17 protein-coding genes are annotated in these 14,732 nt (G+C 71.3%); 8 read left to right on the top strand and 9 right to left on the bottom strand.

Translation table 11 applies throughout. The features are described from left to right. Positions 1-164: 164 nt before the first annotated feature. Complete coding sequence (locus ADL03_RS35640; RefSeq protein WP_053738022.1) at positions 165-1,118, bottom strand: electron transfer flavoprotein subunit alpha/FixB family protein; 954 nt, start codon at positions 1,116-1,118, stop codon at positions 165-167. Between the two features lie 13 nt (positions 1,119-1,131). Next, complete coding sequence (locus tag ADL03_RS35635) at positions 1,132-1,914, bottom strand: electron transfer flavoprotein subunit beta/FixA family protein (protein WP_053738021.1); 783 nt, start codon at positions 1,912-1,914, stop codon at positions 1,132-1,134. A gap of 215 nt (positions 1,915-2,129) precedes the next feature. Here ADL03_RS35635 and ADL03_RS35630 point away from each other — a divergent pair, with 215 nt between their 5' ends. After that, positions 2,130-2,972, top strand: coding sequence for a DegV family protein (locus ADL03_RS35630; RefSeq protein ID WP_053738020.1), 843 nt, complete (start codon positions 2,130-2,132; stop codon positions 2,970-2,972). Positions 2,973-3,037: 65 nt separating this feature from the next. Next, positions 3,038-3,190 carry a hypothetical protein gene (locus tag ADL03_RS48975; RefSeq protein WP_197288932.1) on the top strand — a complete coding sequence of 51 codons (153 nt, stop codon included), beginning with the start codon at positions 3,038-3,040 and terminating at the stop codon, positions 3,188-3,190. On the opposite strand, the gene ADL03_RS35625 is transcribed toward ADL03_RS48975, so the two are convergent. The 4 genes from ADL03_RS35625 to ADL03_RS35610 form a co-directional block, all read right to left on the bottom strand. Beyond that, entirely contained in the window at positions 3,187-4,032 is an 846-nt protein-coding gene (locus tag ADL03_RS35625; RefSeq protein ID WP_053738019.1) for an isocitrate lyase/phosphoenolpyruvate mutase family protein, read from the bottom strand. The genes ADL03_RS48975 and ADL03_RS35625 overlap by 4 nt on opposite strands. 111 nt (positions 4,033-4,143) lie before the next feature. Next, positions 4,144-5,346: a hypothetical protein gene (locus tag ADL03_RS35620; RefSeq protein WP_157529587.1), complete on the bottom strand. Its 1,203-nt coding sequence runs from the start codon at positions 5,344-5,346 to the stop codon at positions 4,144-4,146. A gap of 270 nt (positions 5,347-5,616) precedes the next feature. Next, complete coding sequence (locus tag ADL03_RS35615) at positions 5,617-6,078, bottom strand: hypothetical protein (RefSeq protein ID WP_053738017.1); 462 nt, start codon at positions 6,076-6,078, stop codon at positions 5,617-5,619. Further along, a complete protein-coding gene (locus ADL03_RS35610) occupies positions 6,075-7,043 on the bottom strand; it encodes a hypothetical protein (protein WP_157529586.1) in 969 nt (322 codons plus the stop codon). Before ADL03_RS35610 ends, ADL03_RS35615 begins: the two co-directional genes overlap by 4 nt. Positions 7,044-7,337: 294 nt before the next feature. On the opposite strand from ADL03_RS35610, the gene ADL03_RS35605 reads away from it, so the two are divergent. Then, on the top strand, positions 7,338-8,180 hold the full coding sequence (locus ADL03_RS35605; RefSeq protein ID WP_053738015.1) for a DegV family protein: 843 nt from the start codon (positions 7,338-7,340) through the stop codon (positions 8,178-8,180). 284 nt (positions 8,181-8,464) lie between these two features. Here ADL03_RS35605 and ADL03_RS50325 read toward each other — a convergent pair whose 3' ends face one another. Together ADL03_RS50325 and ADL03_RS35600 are read right to left on the bottom strand one after the other, a co-directional pair. Then, positions 8,465-8,599: a hypothetical protein gene (locus ADL03_RS50325; protein ID WP_255353446.1), complete on the bottom strand. Its 135-nt coding sequence runs from the start codon at positions 8,597-8,599 to the stop codon at positions 8,465-8,467. Further along, entirely contained in the window at positions 8,596-9,228 is a 633-nt protein-coding gene (locus ADL03_RS35600) for a TetR/AcrR family transcriptional regulator (protein ID WP_053738014.1), read from the bottom strand. Before ADL03_RS35600 ends, ADL03_RS50325 begins: the two co-directional genes overlap by 4 nt. 113 nt (positions 9,229-9,341) lie before the next feature. Here ADL03_RS35600 and ADL03_RS35595 point away from each other — a divergent pair, with 113 nt between their 5' ends. The 5 genes from ADL03_RS35595 to ADL03_RS35575 are packed head-to-tail and all read left to right on the top strand — an operon-like array spanning position 9,342 to position 13,955. Further along, positions 9,342-9,704, top strand: coding sequence for a hypothetical protein (locus tag ADL03_RS35595; RefSeq protein ID WP_053738013.1), 363 nt, complete (start codon positions 9,342-9,344; stop codon positions 9,702-9,704). A gap of 9 nt (positions 9,705-9,713) precedes the next feature. After that, complete coding sequence (locus ADL03_RS35590; protein ID WP_053738012.1) at positions 9,714-10,442, top strand: bifunctional 2-polyprenyl-6-hydroxyphenol methylase/3-demethylubiquinol 3-O-methyltransferase UbiG; 729 nt, start codon at positions 9,714-9,716, stop codon at positions 10,440-10,442. Continuing rightward, on the top strand, positions 10,439-11,899 hold the full coding sequence (locus ADL03_RS35585; RefSeq protein WP_053738011.1) for a glycoside hydrolase family 57 protein: 1,461 nt from the start codon (positions 10,439-10,441) through the stop codon (positions 11,897-11,899). Before ADL03_RS35590 ends, ADL03_RS35585 begins: the two co-directional genes overlap by 4 nt. A 4-nt stretch (positions 11,900-11,903) precedes the next feature. Continuing rightward, on the top strand, positions 11,904-13,151 hold the full coding sequence (locus tag ADL03_RS35580; protein WP_053738010.1) for a glycosyltransferase family 4 protein: 1,248 nt from the start codon (positions 11,904-11,906) through the stop codon (positions 13,149-13,151). Positions 13,152-13,199: 48 nt separating this feature from the next. After that, positions 13,200-13,955, top strand: a complete 756-nt coding sequence (locus tag ADL03_RS35575; RefSeq protein ID WP_053738009.1) for an SGNH/GDSL hydrolase family protein — start codon at positions 13,200-13,202, stop codon at positions 13,953-13,955. Here ADL03_RS35575 and ADL03_RS35570 read toward each other — a convergent pair. Continuing rightward, on the bottom strand, positions 13,924-14,679 hold the full coding sequence (locus ADL03_RS35570; RefSeq protein WP_053738008.1) for a DapH/DapD/GlmU-related protein: 756 nt from the start codon (positions 14,677-14,679) through the stop codon (positions 13,924-13,926). The genes ADL03_RS35575 and ADL03_RS35570 overlap by 32 nt on opposite strands. Between the last annotated feature and the right edge of the window lie 53 nt (positions 14,680-14,732).

Below are 14,732 nucleotides of genomic sequence, written 5' to 3'. Positions count from 1 at the left end.
TGAAGCCGGGTTGGCGAATGACAGCAGGTCACAACGATGACCGGTCAGTGGCAGTCGGGTTAACCGCGGGTAGTGGCGTGAACGCGGAGGGGCCGCCCCGTGAACACGGCGAAGGGCCACTCTCACGAGTGGCCCTTCGTCGTTGCCGCTGTGAGCTGAAGTGCTCAGCCCTTGCGCTTCTTGACCTCTTCGGTCAGCTGCGGTGCGACGTTGAACAGGTCGCCCACCACGCCGAAGTCGGCGATCTCGAAGATCGGGGCCTCGGGGTCCTTGTTGACCGCGACGATCGTCTTCGAGGTTTGCATGCCCGCGCGGTGCTGGATGGCGCCGGAGATGCCCAGTGCCACGTACAGCTGCGGCGAGACCGTCTTACCGGTCTGGCCCACCTGGAACTGGTGCGGGTAGTAGCCGGAGTCGACGGCGGCGCGGGAGGCACCGACGGCGGCACCGAGCGAGTCGGCGAGCTCCTCGACGGTCGAGAACTTCTCGGCGGACCCGACGCCGCGGCCACCGGAGACGACCACGGAGGCCTCGGTGAGCTCGGGGCGGTCGCCGCCGACCACGGCCTCGCGCGAGGTGACGCGGGCGGCCTTGGTGGCGTCCACGGAGACGGAGACCGACTCGTCGAGCGCGGCGTCCGCGGCGGACTCCTCGGCCTCGACGCCGCCGGGGCGGACCGTGATGACCGGGGTGCCCTTGCTGACCTTCGCCTTGACGACGAACGCGCCACCGAAGATGGACTGCACGCCGGTGCCGTCGGCCTCGACGTCCACGACGTCGACGAGCCAGCCGGAGTCGATGCGCACGGCGAGGCGGCCCGCGACCTCCTTGCCCTCGGCGGTCGCGGAGACGAGCACCGCGGCCGCGTTCGGGGCGAGCGCGGCCAGCGCGTCGACCTTCGGGGTCACCAGGAAGTTGACGGCGTCGTCGGACTCGACGGCGTAGACCTTCGCCGCGCCGTACCGGCCGAGCGACTCGCGGATCTTCGACGCGGTGCCGGGAGCGCCGACGACCACGGCCGCCGGGGTGCCGAGGCGACGGGCGGCCGTGAGCAGCTCGTAGCTGACCTTCTTGACCTCGCCGTCGACGTGGTCGACCAGGACCAGGACTTCAGACATGGTTTCCACTCCCTCAGATGAGCTTCTGGCCGACGAGGAACTCGGCGATCTTCGCTCCGCCGTCGCCGCCGTCCTCGACGCGCTGACCGGCGGTGCGCGGCGGCTTCGGGGCCGCCTCCAGCACCTGGGTCCACGCGCCGGACAGGCCGACCTCGGAGGCGTCGATGCCCAGGTCCGCGATGGAAACCGTGGAGACCGGCTTCTTCTTCGCGGCCATGATGCCCTTGAAGGACGGGTAACGCGGCTCGTTGATCTTCTCGGTCACCGAGACCACGGCCGGGAGCGACGCCTCGAGGAACGCGACGCCCTCGTCGGTCTCGCGCTCGCCCTTGATCGTGGTGCCCTCGACGGTGACCTTGCGCAGCTGGGTGACCTGCGGCAGGCCGAGCAGCTCGGCGAGGATGGCCGGGACTGCGCCCGCACGGCCGTCGGTGGCCTCGTTGCCGGCGATGACCAGGTCGACGTTCTCGACCGTGCCGATCGCCTTCGCGAGCACCTTCGCCGTGGCCAGCGAGTCGGAGCCGTGCAGCGCCTCGTCGTTGACGTGGATCGCCTTGTCGGCACCCATCGAGAGCGCCTTGCGGATGGCGTCGGTGGCGCGGTCGGGACCCATCGCGATCACGGTGACCTCGCCGCCGTGGGCTTCCTGCAGCTGCAGGGCCTCTTCGACGGCGCGCTCGTTGATCTCGTCGAGCACAGCATCCGCGGACTCGCGGTCAAGGGTGTGGTCGGCGTCGGTGAGCTTGCGCTCGGACCAGGTGTCAGGCACCTGCTTGACCAGGACAACAATGTTCATAGGTCCTCTTCGACCTCCTGCGGACGGGCGGCGACGCTGGCGCAGAGGACTCTAGAACTGCGTCGCCGGGTGTTCACGACCCTGCCATCACCCGGATGTTACCCGCCAGTAGCAGCGGTGCAAACCGGAGCAAGCACTCCGCTAGCGTGACGGTTCTCACCCGGTCGCACCACCGATTGAGACGTAACCCATTCGGGCGAGTACCCTGCGCGGACATGTACCGGCGAGTAGCAGTAGTGACCGACTCCACGGCCTGCCTCCCGGCGCAGCTGACCGATCAGCTCGGTGTCGAGGTGGTCCAGATCCAGGTCAGGATCGGCGACCACACCGACGACGAGTCCCGCATCCCGGTTCCCGAACTGGTCTCGGCCATGCGCGCGAACGTCCCCGTGGTGACGATCCCACCCGATCCGGGAGCGTTCTTCTGGACCTACGGCGACCTCGCCGCCCAGGGCGTCCAGGCCGTGGTGTCCGTCCACGTGTCCGGCCGGCTCTCCGCCACGGTGGACGCGGCCCGCGTCGCCGCCGAGCAGTCGCGCATCCCCGTGCACGTCGTCGACACCCACACCTGCGGGATGAGCATCGGGTACGCCGTCCAGGCCGCCGCCAAGGTGGCGGAGGCGGGCGGAACCGTCGAGCGGGTGATCGAGACGGCCCAGCGCCGCTACGACAGGTCCACCGAGCTCATCTACGTCGACACGCTGGAGTACCTGCGCCGCGGCGGCAAGATCGGCGCCGCGACCGCGCTCGTGGGTTCCGCGCTGTCGATGAAGCCGCTGCTGACCATGGCCGACGCCCAGATCACCCCGCTGGACCGGGTGATCGGCGCCGACCGCGCGCTGAACCGGATGCTGGACATCGCGATCAAGCGCGCGGGCACCGACACGGTCGACGTCGCGGTGGAGCACTTCGACGCGCTGGACAAGGCCCAGCGGCTGCTGCGCAAGCTGCGGCGCGGCGTGCCCAACGTCCGCCAGTTCATGCTGACGCAGGTCAGCTCGGCCATCGGAGCCCACGTGGGCCCCGGCGCGCTGGGCATCACCGTTTCGCCGGTCTGACCTTCGGGAACTCCAGGTGCTCCTGGTTGCGTTGAACTGGACGTAACGGACACCTGGAGGAACCGATGGCCTCGTTCATGGACAAGATCGCCAGGTTCCTGCACAGCCCTCAGGGGCGTCGACTGCAGGCCAAGGCCCGAGAAATGTCCCGCGACCCCCGCCGCCGCGCACAGGCCGAGCAGTTGCTGCGCAAGTTCCGCGGCGGCAAGAAGCACTAGAACAGCTCGTTCATCTCCCCGTACCCCAAGCCGTTCTTCGTGCTGTCGTACGTGCCGGCGTTCAACACCTCTTCCGCCGCCTGCCGGACCACCGCGTAGGCCGCGGAAGCGAGCGCCGTACCGACGCTGATCCTGGCCGCGCCCGCCTGCCCCAGCTCCACCGTGGTGGGCGCGCCAGGGCCCGCGAGCACGTTGAGCGGCGCCGGAATGTTCCTGGCCAGCTCCGCCACCGTCTCCACATCGGTCACACCGGGCACGAAGATGCCACTCGCCCCCGCAGCGAGGTAGGCCTCCGCCCGCTTCACCGTCTCGCCGAGCCGACCCGCCGGGTCACCAACGCCACGCAGGTAGATGTCGATCCGCGCGTTGAGGTAGAGCTCCGGCGCACCTTCACGAGCCGCCCGCAACCGTTCGGCCTGCTCGGCGACGTCCCGCACCGAGCCGCCCTGCCCGTCCTCGATGTTGACCCCCGACGCCCCCGCCTCGGCGACCGCCGCGAGGGTCGCGCGCACCTCGTCCGCATCGGCCCCGAACCCAGCTTCGATGTCGGCGGTCACCGGCACCCGGACCGCTTTCGCGATCCTGGCGACGAGGTCGATGGCGAGCTCGCGGTCGAGCCGGTCGCCGTCGGGCGCGCCGAGGCTCCACGCGACACCGGCACTCGTGGTGGCGACCGCCTTGGCGCCGGCGGCCTCGACGATCAACGCCGAGGCGACGTCCCAGGCGTTGGGGAGCACCAGCGGCGGCTGCCGGTGCAGGGCGTGGAAGAGCTGCGTGCGGTCGTTGCTGCCGGTGCTGCTGGTGCTGTGAGTGTTGTCGGTGCGGTCGGTGCTGGAAGTCATGATCGAGTGATATCAGCAGGGACCGGTGGGCGTCCGGCGAGTTTCGGACAGGGACCGAACGGTTTCGGACCGGCATGGCCGCAGGCCCTGCGCCGCACGCTCTTAGGCGGGCTAGTTGCTGCTGGCCTTGCGCCGCACCTCGTCGAACGTCCGCAGGTACCGCTGCCGGAACTCGTCGTGCTCGGCCCAGGTGGCGTGCTCGGTGGCCTGGGGCTCGGCCGGGGGCGGCAACGTCGCCTCGACCGCGTCGCCCATCGGTGCCGATTCCGACTCGGGCTTCGGCTCAGGTGCGACCACCGGCTCTAGTTCGGACTCGGACTCCGGCTGAAGCCTGGCCGCCGGCTCCTGTTCGGACGCGGGCCTCGGCTCAAATGCGGCCGCCAGCGCCGGTTTCGACTCGGGCCCCGGTTCAAGTGCAGCCGCCAGCTCCGGTTCGGACTCGGAGTTCGGCTGAAGTGTGGCCGCCGACTCCGGTTCGGACTCGGACCCCGGTTCAAGTGTGGCCGTCAGGTCGGCTGCGGTCGCCTGTTTGGCTGAGGTCGTCGGTTCGGGTGCGGTCGCCAGTTCGGGTGCGGTCGGGGACCTGGGTGCCGTCGCCGGTCCTGATGGAGCCGCCCGCTCCGCGACCACCACAGAACTGTCGGTGCTCGGCGCTACCGTTGATTCGGGGGCTTCAACTTCCCCCATGGGGGGCTCGAAGTCCCCATCCTGATCGTATCGCGCGGCACCGACAGTTTTCGGCGCCGCAACCTCGGCCGGAACTGCGACCGCGCCCGGCACGACAACTTCGGCCGGCACTGCGACCGCGCCCGGCACCACGACTCCGGCCGGCGCCGCGATCACGCTCGGATCAACGACCTCGACCGGATCGACGCCCTCGGCGGGCGCCGCAACCTCGGCCGTCGGGACCGCGTCCAGCTTGACGGCCTCAAGCGGCTCGACCACTGCGGCCGGCTCGTCGCCCTCAACCGGCGGCGCAACCGCGGACAGGTCAACCGCGGACAGGCCAGCCGGCGGCCCAACCGCCGACAGTTCAACCGCGGACAAGCCTGTCGGCGGCCCAATCGCCGACAGGTCGCCCGCAGACGGGTCGACCGCGACCGCCGCCGCAACCTCGGCGACCTCGACCGGCCCGACAACCTCGACCGGCCCGACGAGCTCGACCGGCCCCACGAGCTCGATCGGCCCCACGAGCTCGGCGAGGGTGTCGTCCGTCAACACCGGCGCCGCGAACGCCGCCAGCGCCGGTTCTGCCCCGCGGAGCCCCACCACGGGGTTGCGGTGGATCGGCCGCGTGTCGTAGTCGTCCGGCACCGGCTCGACCGACTCGTGCCTGGGCACCCACGCGGGTTCCGGCACCAGGGCGGCCTCCGGCACCGGCGGGGACTCGGCGGCGTCCTCGCGGCGCCGCAGCACGACGTACATCAGCGCCGCCCCCACTGTGAAGGACAGCACGCACAACCCGAAGACGAACCCGACGGCCCCTGCCATGTGCGGTTCCTACCTATCTGACGAGGACGTCGATCGGAGGTCCGGCGTCCGACGGCGGGCCCCAGACGGGGTCCACAACCACGCGGGTGGTGATCACGCTGCCGACTCCCCAGGTGGCCAGGTAGTCGGCAGCACGGCGGCTCGCTCCAGCGCGAGCACGTCGCAGCGGTGTGACGCCGTTTCGCCGTTCCAGGCGTGTGCCACCAGGGTGACGGCGCCGGACACGTGGCGCAGCACGGCGGCCAGTGCGCGGTGCACGCCGGCCAGGGCGGCGGTGACGGGTGCGAATGTGACGCCCTCGACGGCGTGTGCGGAGAACAGGTCCCGCACGTTCTGCTGCGCCACGGCGGCGGGCACCAGCAGCGGTGCGGGCGGCTGCATGCGCAGCGGTGGCACGGAGTCCGAGATCGGCACCGGGCCGGCCACGGGTGGTGGCACGGCTGGAGACGGCGACAGCGCGGACTTCAGCTGTTCGCCGGCGAACGAGAACCCGGCTGCCGTGATCGCCGCGGGCACCAGCAGCGCCCCGAGTGCCAGCGGCAGCCAGCGCTTCACGACGCGGCCACCTGTTCCGGGATCAGGGCCGGGGTGACGCGATCGACGGCCACCGCCAGCGCGGTGCGGGCGGCGGAGAGCTGCGAGTGGATGGCGCGGCGCAGTTCGCGCAGCTCGTCCATCTCGTGCGCGACCTCGGCGAGGCGGCGGTTCGACTCGCGGCAGACCGCCTTCACGACGAACTCGGCGCGGGCGCGGGCCAGTGCCTCCTGCTCCCGCAGGTGCTGCGCGGCCTCGTTGCGGCGGCGGGTCATGGACAGCTCGAAGAAACGTTGGGCCTTCTCGCGCTTGCGTTCGGAGTCGGCCTCCAGCGAGTTGCACGCCAGCGCCGTCTCGCGCAGCAGCCGGTCGGCGTCGGCCTGGGCCTGCTCCACCGCCTCCGCACACTCGCGTTCGACCTGGTCGGCGCGCTGCCGGTGCTGGGCTTCGAGATCGGCGCAGCGGCGGTCCGCCTCGACCTCGCGCTGCTCCACCGCGGCCGTGCGGGAGGCGCACTGCTGGCGGGTGGCGTACAGCTCGGACTCGGCCTCCGACCGCAGGACGGCGGACTCGCGGTCGGCCTCGGCGAGCCGCTCCGCGCACTCGGCCTCGGTGCGCTGACGGAGGTCCGCGCAGTCGCGTTCGGTCCGCAGGTGCATCTCCGCGGCCTCCTCCTCGGCGAGGCGGAGCATGCGGTGCATCCGTTCGGTGGCGCCCGCGTGCGACCCGGAGGTGGATTCGAGCCGTTCGATCCGGGAACGCGCGTCCTCCAGGTCCTGGCGCGTCATTTCCAGGAGCTTGCGCAAATCGGCGGCCTGCGCCAGCGCCTCTGCCCGGTCGAGGCTCGTGAAGCGCAGCTGCTCCTCGAGATTCTCGATGTGGTCGATGACCTGACGTCGGTGAAAACCGCGGTACACAACGTCGAAACCGGCGTGCAGCGGAACTATCTCGTGCTCTTTTGCACCCATGGTCACCTGCTCACTCACCGACCGAAGATTGTGCGAGCTTACCCAGTTGACCTGCGCGCAACCAGCGTCGACAAAGGACGGAAGCACCTCGGTGACGAGCGGAAACAGGGTTCCTTCCAGGGCGAACAACCAGGCCCTAGATCAACTGCCTCAAACCGTCGGTCACCCGATTGTGTAAGCTTGGCGCCCTTTCCGATGTGTTCACTCCGTGCGGTCGGCGTGTACGGAAAGCGACGGCGCAGGCATACGTCACACTAATTGCCATCCTTCGCCAGTGGCTACTGCGATCACGCTTCGTTAACCTTCCCTCCCGTGTCCTCACGTGTAGCCGTAGTCACCGACTCGACCGCGTCACTCCCGGCCCGTCTCGCGGAACGGTTCGACATCATCACCGTGCCGATGCAGCTGAAGATCGGATCGGAGTTGATCGACGAGGCCTACGTGCCGACCGAGCGCCTGCTGCAGGCGATGGAGGCGGAGATCCCGATCACCACGCAGCCGCCGGCGCCGGACGCGTTCTTCTGGGCCTACCAGGACGCGTGGGCCAAGGGCGCGGAGACGATCGTGTCGGTGCACGTGAGCCCGAAGCTCTCCCCCGCGACGGACGCGGCCAAGGCGGCCGCCGCCAAGTCGCGCGTGCCGGTGTTCATCGTCGACTCGCACTCGTCGGGCATGACGCTGGGCTTCGCGGCGCTCGCGGCGGCGCGGATCGTGCAGACCGGCGGCAACGTCCAGCACGCCCGCAGCGTCGCCGAGCAACGCGGCCGCGACGCGCACGTGCTCATCTACGTCGACACGCTGCACTACCTGCGCCGGGCCGGCCGGGTCAGCGCGACGGCGAAGCTCTTCGGCGACGCCCTGTCGGTGAAGCCGCTGCTCACGGTCGTCAACGGCGAGGTCGAGCCGTTCGACAAGGTGGTCGGCCGCGACCGGGCCCTGTCCAAGCTCGCCGACAAGGCCGTGGCGCTGGCCCACGGCCGCGAGGTGGACCTCGCGGTGGAGCACTTCGCCGCCGAGAAGGAGGGCCACGAGCTGCTGCTGATGCTGCAGAAGCGGATCCCGCACGCCCGCGACATCGTGCTGACGCAGGTCAGTGCGGCGATCGGCGCGAACGTGGGCCCCGGCGCGCTGGCGGTCACGGTTTCGCCCTTCTGACCCCGCCGCCCACCAAGCCCACCGCCCACCAAGCCCCACGGCGCGCGCCGCACGCGACGCGCGCCGCTCATAAGGCCAGTCACTCACAGCGCGTCGCTGACAACGCCCGTCGCTGACAGCGCGTCGCACAACCCTGTCGCCACAACCCCGTCGCCACAGCGCGTCGCTCACGGCTCCGTCGCCCACAGCGCGTCGCTCACAACCCCATCGCCCCACAGCGCGTCGCACAACGCCGTCGCTCGCGGTGCTGCCGCTCCCGCTCCGCCGCATAACAGCGCTGCCGCTCACGGCGCCGCACACAGCGCGTCGCCCAAAACGCCGTCGCCCACGGCGCCATCACCCGCGGCGCCATCACCCGCGGCGCCGTCACCCGCGGCGCCGTCACCCGCGGCGCTGCCGCTCACAGCGCTGCCGCTCACAGCGCCGCGATCTCCTCGGCGAGCAGCAGGCCGGGGTCGAAGCCCATCGGCGCGAAGTGGCCGGCGAGCTCCAGCGAGAGCACCCCCTGCAGCCGGGTCCAGAACACCAGCGCGCGCCGCACGGTCGCCGTCCTCGCCACCGGGTCGGGCACCCACACCCTGCGGTGGTCCAGGTGCAGGTCGAACGCCGTTGCCCCGTCCTCCGGCGCGACGGCGCACACCTCCAGCAGCACCGCCAGGATCTCGTTGGAGATCGCGGTGACGTCGTCGGGCGCGTGGTAGCCGGGCACCGGCGTGCCGTAGATGAGCAGGTACCGGTGCGGGTCGGCTAGCGCCCACCCCCGGATGGTGGCGGCGATGCCGGCCGCGTCCGCACCGGCGTCGAACGCGGCGCGCACGGTGTCGGCGAGGTCGCGGTAGGCGTCCATGACGAGTGCGGTGATCAGGTCGTCGCGGCCGGCGAAGTACCGGTAGAGGGCCGGGCCGCTCATGCCCATCTCCTTGGCGATGGCGTTGAGCGACAACGCGGTCACGCCCGCCGAGGCGATCTGCTGCCACGCGTGCCGCTTGACCTCCTCGCGCACCTGGGCCCGGTAACGCTCCCGCGGGCTCTGCACCGGCTCCGCCATCGGTTAGACCCTCTCACTTTTGTTGTTGACACTCACCGGAGTAACACCATACCGTCTAGCGGCAGTTAAATCTTATAACTAACACGATGGCTAATAACGAAAGAGAGAAGTCCGTGCCAAGCAAGAACACCGCAGCTCACCCGTCGACCGGCGTCCTCGTCGCCGCCTGGGCGGTCCCGGTCGTCGTCGCCGGCCAGTTCGGCCTGCTGTCCGGCATCCCGATCGTGATCACGCTCGCCGCGAGCCTGCGCGACCGGCGCTTACGAACGCTGCGCTGGTGGACGGGCGGCCTCGCGCTGGCCTACGCGAGCTTGGTGACGGCGTGGCTCGCCGGGCCGAGCGAGGCGCCGAGCCTGTCGAAGTACCTGAGCCCGGCGGCCACCGCGCTGCTCGCCGCCGCCGGTGCCGTCGTCGCGGTCGTCCACCACCTGGTGCGACGGCGCTCCGCGGTACCCGCTGCCACTACTGGCAAGTAACCTGACCGCGTGACCCTCCCCCTGACCGGCGAACGCACGGTGCCCGGTATCGCGGAAGAGAACTACTGGTTCCGGCGCCACGAGGCGGCGTACCTCCACCTCATCGGCCGGTGCACGGACGCGGTGGTGCTGGAGGCCGGCTGCGGAGAGGGCTACGGCGCCCAGCTGATCCACACGGTCGCGCGGCGGGTGGTCGCGCTCGACTACGACGAGCTCACCTCGCGGCACGTCGCCCGCGCGTACCCGCGGCTCGACGTGGTGCGCGGCAACCTGGCGACGCTGCCGCTGCGCTCGGCCGGCGTGGACGTCGTGGCGAACCTGCAGGTGATCGAGCACCTGTGGGACCAGGAGCAGTTCCTCGCGGAGTGCCACCGGGTGCTGCGCCCCGGCGGGACGCTCATCGTGACGACCCCGAACCGGCTCACGTTCTCGCCCGGTCAGGACACCCCGCTCAACCCGTTCCACACCAGGGAGCTGGCACCGTCCGAACTGGACGAGATGCTGCGCGCGGCCGGTTTCGTCGTTGACGAACTGAGCGGGCTGCGGCACGGGCCCAGGCTTGACACCCTCCTCGGTGGACGGATCATCGACGCACAGGTCGAGGTCGCCCTGTCCGGTGCACCGTGGCCGGCCGAGCTCAAGGAGGCTGTCGAGTCGGTGACGGTGGACGACTTCGACATCACCTCCGCGGACCTGGACTCCTGCCTCGACCTGGTGGCCGTGGCGGTGCGCGCGTGACGGCCCGGTCCGAGGGCACCTTCTGCCTGGTGTTGCACAGCCACCTGCCCTGGCTCGCGCACCACGGCGTGTGGCCGGTCGGCGAGGAGTGGCTCTACCAGGCCTGGGCGCATTCGTACCTGCCGGTCGTGGACATGTTGCGGCGCTTCGCCGACGAGGGCCGCCACGACGTCCTCACGCTGGGGGTCACGCCCGTTCTGGCCGCGCAGCTGGACGACCCGTACTGCCTGCGGGGCGCGCACGACTGGCTCGGCAACTGGCACCTGCGCTCGCACCTCGCGGGCGCCCGGCTGCCGGAGTTGTCCGCCTACGAGCACCGGGCGTCGGCGTGGGCGCTGGAGCAGTTCGAAACGCACTGGCGGCACGGGTTCTCGCCGGTCCTGCGGTCCCTTGTGGACGCACGGACGATCGAGCTGCTCGGCGGGCCGGCCACGCACCCGTTCCAGCCGCTGCTGGACCCGCGCGTGCGGGACTTCGCGCTGCGGACCGGCCTGGACGACACCGCGCTGCGGATCGGCAGTGCGCCGGAGGGCATCTGGGCGCCGGAGTGCGGTTACTCGCCCGGCATGGAGGCGGGGTACGCGGCGGCGGGCGTGCGGCGGTTTCTGGTCGACGGGCCCGCGCTGCACGGCGACACGGCCGCGGCGCACCCGGTCGGCTCGTCGGACGTGCTGGCGTTCGGGCGCGACCTGGAGGTGTCCTACCGGGTCTGGTCGCCGAAGGTCGGCTATCCGGGTGACGCGGCGTACCGGGATTTTCACACCTTCGACCACCCGACGGGCCTCAAGCCGTCGCGGGTGACGGGCAAGAACGTGGCGCCGGAGGACAAACGGCCCTACGACCCGCTGCTGGCGCGTGAGGCGATCGGCAGGCACGTCGAGGACTTCGTCGAGACGGTCGTGCGGCGGCTGCGCGCGATCGACGGCGGGCTGGTCGTGGCGGCCTACGACACCGAGCTGTACGGGCACTGGTGGCACGAGGGCCCGCTGTGGCTGGAGGCCGTGCTGCGCGCGTTGCCGGAGGCCGGTGTGCGCGTGACGACGTTGCGCGGAGCGGTCGAGGCGGGGCACGTGGGGGCGCCGGTCGAGCTGCCCGCGTCGTCGTGGGGCAGCGGCAAGGACTGGCGCGTGTGGGACGGCGCGCAGGTGTCCGACATCGTGTCGCTGAACGAGTCGGTGCAGAAGGAGCTGCTGGGGCTGGACCTCTCCGGCGGCACCAGGAACCCGGTGCTCGACCAGGCGGTGCGCGAGGCGCTGCTGGCGTTGTCGAGCGACTGGGCGTTCATGGTCACCAAGGACTCGGCCGCCGACTACGCGCGGTACCGCGCGAAGATTCACAGCGATCGTTTCAGCGAGCTCGCCGCGCTGGCCAGAGGTGGCCGGGGCCGGGCGAGGGCGGCGGAGCTCCGCGCGGCGGACGGCCCGTTCGGGCAGCTGGACGCGCGAGGAATGGGGTAACGGGATGCGCGTGCTGATGGTGTCGTGGGAGTACCCGCCGGTGGTCGTCGGCGGGCTGGGCAGGCACGTCCACGCGCTCGCGACACAGCTGGCCGCGCAGGGGCACGAGGTGGTCGTGCTGTGCCGCCAGCCCTCCGGCACCGACGCGGTCACGCACCCCACCACGGACCTGCGGAGCGAGGGCGTGCGGCTGATCCGGGTCGCCGAGGACCCGGCGCACCTGGTGTTCGAGAAGGACCTCGTGGCGTGGACGCTCGCGATGGGCCACGCGCTGGTCCGCGCCGGGCTGGCGCTGGGGCCGTGGCGCCCGGACGTGGTGCACGCGCACGACTGGCTGGTCACGCACCCGGCGGTGGCGCTGGCGGAGGCGTTCGGCGTGCCGCTGGTGGCCACGATCCACGCGACCGAGGCCGGCCGGCACTCCGGGTGGCTCTCGCACCCGCTGAACCAGCAGGTGCACTCGGTGGAGTGGTGGCTCGCGAACCGGGCCGACGCGCTGATCACGTGCTCGTCGGCGATGCGGCACGAGGTGGCGCACCTGTTCGACGTGGACGCGGCGGACATCTCCGTGCTGCACAACGGCATCGAGCCGGGTGGCTGGCGGATGCGCGCGGCGGACGTCGGCGCCGCACGGCGAGCACACTCCCCGCACGGCGACCCGCTGCTGCTGTTCTTCGGCCGGATCGAGTGGGAGAAGGGCATCCAGGACCTGATCGCCGCGCTGCCGCGGATCCGGCGTGCCTTCCGGGGCACGCGGGTGGTCGTGGCCGGTGGTGGGTCGCAGACGGAGTGGCTGCGGGACCAGGCGCGCAAGCACCGGGTGCTGCGGGCGGTGGAGTTCGTCGGGCACCTCTCCGACCGGTCACTCGCGGCGTTGCTCGCCGCGGCCGACGCGGTGGTGCTGCCGTCGCGGTACGAGCCGTTCGGCATCGTGGCACTGGAGGCGGCGGCCGCCGGGACGCCGCTGGTCGCGTCCACGGCGGGCGGGCTGGGCGAGGTGGTGCTGGACGGCGTGACGGGGCTGTCGTTCGCGCCCGGTGACGTGGATGGGCTCGCCACCGCGGTGCGTGCCGTGCTGTCCGACCCGGCGGCGGCCGCAGCCCGTGCGCGCGCTGCCAAGGCACGGCTGGCGTCGGACTTCAACTGGGCCACGATCGCGGCCGGCACCGCACGGGTCTACGCCGCCGCGGCGGTGCGCGAACCGCGGGTGCTGGGCCGTCCCAAGATCGCCACAGGCAATCTGTTCACCTAGCTCGGCTACAGTCCGCGGCCACGTGAACGAGAGGTGACCGGGGACTGAATGAGATACCAACGCTTCGTGGCACTCGGGGACAGCTGCACCGAGGGCCTGGACGACCTGCTGCCCGACGGCGCGTACCGCGGCTGGGCGGACCGGGTGGCGTCCGTGCTGGACGCGCCCGGCTTCCGCTACGCCAACCTCGGCGTGCGCGGCCGCCGGCTCGACCAGATGCTCGTGGAACAGGTGCCGCTGGCCGCCGAGCTGTCACCCGATCTGGTGGTCTTGTTCGGTGGCGGCAACGACGTGATGTCCGGCGCGTCCATCCCGCAGATCACCGAACGGGTGGACGCCGTCGTGCGCGCGGTGACGTCCTTCGCGCCGACGGTCGCCGTGTTCACCTTGAGCGACATCTCGCACCGGATGCCGTTCGGCTGGCGCATGCGGCCGCGGATCGAGGCGCTGAACACCGCCGTCCGCACCGCCGCGGACCGGTACGGCGCGCTGCTGGTGGACGTGTGGGCCGACGAGTGCGTCACGGACTCCCGCTACTTCGGTCCCGACCGCCTGCACCTGTCGTCGCTGGGCCACCGGCGGCTGGCGGGACACCTGCTGTCGGCGCTGGACGTCCCGTTCGACCAGGCGTGGATGGCGCCGCTGCCGGGTCAGGCCGCCCGTGCCTCGATGCGCGACCACTGGCGGTGGCTGCGCGACCAGGTCATCCCGGTCGCCTACTCGCGGTCGCGCAACAGGCTGATCGGCCGCCAGCCCGGCGACGGCTTCACGCCTAAGCGTCCGCAGCTTCTTCCGCTCGCTTAGCCAGCGCCTCCTTGGCCTTGCGCGCCATGTCGGCGATGTCGGCCCGCCGCTGCGCGTCCGCCTCGTAGTCGGCCCGCCGGTCCCGCACCACGCGGGCCGGCGCGCCCACGGCGATCTTGAAGTCGGGGAAGTCACCGCGCACCACGGCGTGGGCACCGAGCACGCACCCGCGCCCGACGCGCGTGCCGCGCAACACCGTCACCTTCGCGCCGAGCCAGCAGTCCGGCCCGATCCGCACCGGCGACTTCACGATGCCCTGGTCCTTGATCGGCAGCGTGATGTCCTCGGTCTTGTGGTCGAAGTCGCAGATGTACACCCAGTCGGCGACGAGCGACGACGCCCCGATCTCGATGTCGAGGTAGCAGTTGACCGTGTTGTCCTTGCCGAACACGACCTTGTCGCCGATCCGCAACGACCCCTCGTGGCACCGGATCGCGTTGCCGTCACCGATGTGCACCCAGCGGCCGATCTCCAGCCGCCCGTAGCCCGGCCGCGCCATGACGTCGACGCGCTTGCCGAAGAACACCATGCCGCGCAGCACGACGTGCGGGTTGAGCAGCCGGAACTTGAGCAGCCGCCAGTACCGCACGAGGTACCAGGGCGTGTAGGCGCGGTGGCGCAGCACCCAGCGCAGCGACGCCATCGTGAGGAAGCGCGCCTGCTGCGGGTCACGGGTCGATCGCCGCCAACGGGTCCACACCGGTGCGCCCCACATGCTCGTCATGGACGAAGACTCTAACTTCGCGCGCCCGGCCTGCCGGACGGTGTCGTGACCAC

The organism is Nocardia sp. NRRL S-836 (assembly GCF_001279525.1).
In the GTDB taxonomy this organism is placed as follows: domain Bacteria; phylum Actinomycetota; class Actinomycetes; order Mycobacteriales; family Pseudonocardiaceae; genus Lentzea.
This window is presented reverse-complemented; position numbering and strand designations above follow the sequence as displayed.

Excerpts from the sequence above, each read along its gene's own strand:
- ADL03_RS35630 (WP_053738020.1), top strand. The coding sequence starts at position 2,130 with ATGTACCGGCGAGTAGCAGTAGTGACCGACTCCACGGCCTGCCTCCCG.
- ADL03_RS35640 (WP_053738022.1), bottom strand. The coding sequence starts at position 1,118 with ATGTCTGAAGTCCTGGTCCTGGTCGACCACGTCGACGGCGAGGTCAAG.
- ADL03_RS35600 (WP_053738014.1), bottom strand. The coding sequence starts at position 9,228 with ATGGCGGAGCCGGTGCAGAGCCCGCGGGAGCGTTACCGGGCCCAGGTG.
- ADL03_RS48975 (WP_197288932.1), top strand. The coding sequence starts at position 3,038 with ATGGCCTCGTTCATGGACAAGATCGCCAGGTTCCTGCACAGCCCTCAG.
- ADL03_RS35575 (WP_053738009.1), top strand. The coding sequence starts at position 13,200 with ATGAGATACCAACGCTTCGTGGCACTCGGGGACAGCTGCACCGAGGGC.
- ADL03_RS35635 (WP_053738021.1), bottom strand. The coding sequence starts at position 1,914 with ATGAACATTGTTGTCCTGGTCAAGCAGGTGCCTGACACCTGGTCCGAG.
- ADL03_RS35580 (WP_053738010.1), top strand. The coding sequence starts at position 11,904 with ATGCGCGTGCTGATGGTGTCGTGGGAGTACCCGCCGGTGGTCGTCGGC.
- ADL03_RS35625 (WP_053738019.1), bottom strand. The coding sequence starts at position 4,032 with ATGACTTCCAGCACCGACCGCACCGACAACACTCACAGCACCAGCAGC.
- ADL03_RS35570 (WP_053738008.1), bottom strand. The coding sequence starts at position 14,679 with ATGACGAGCATGTGGGGCGCACCGGTGTGGACCCGTTGGCGGCGATCG.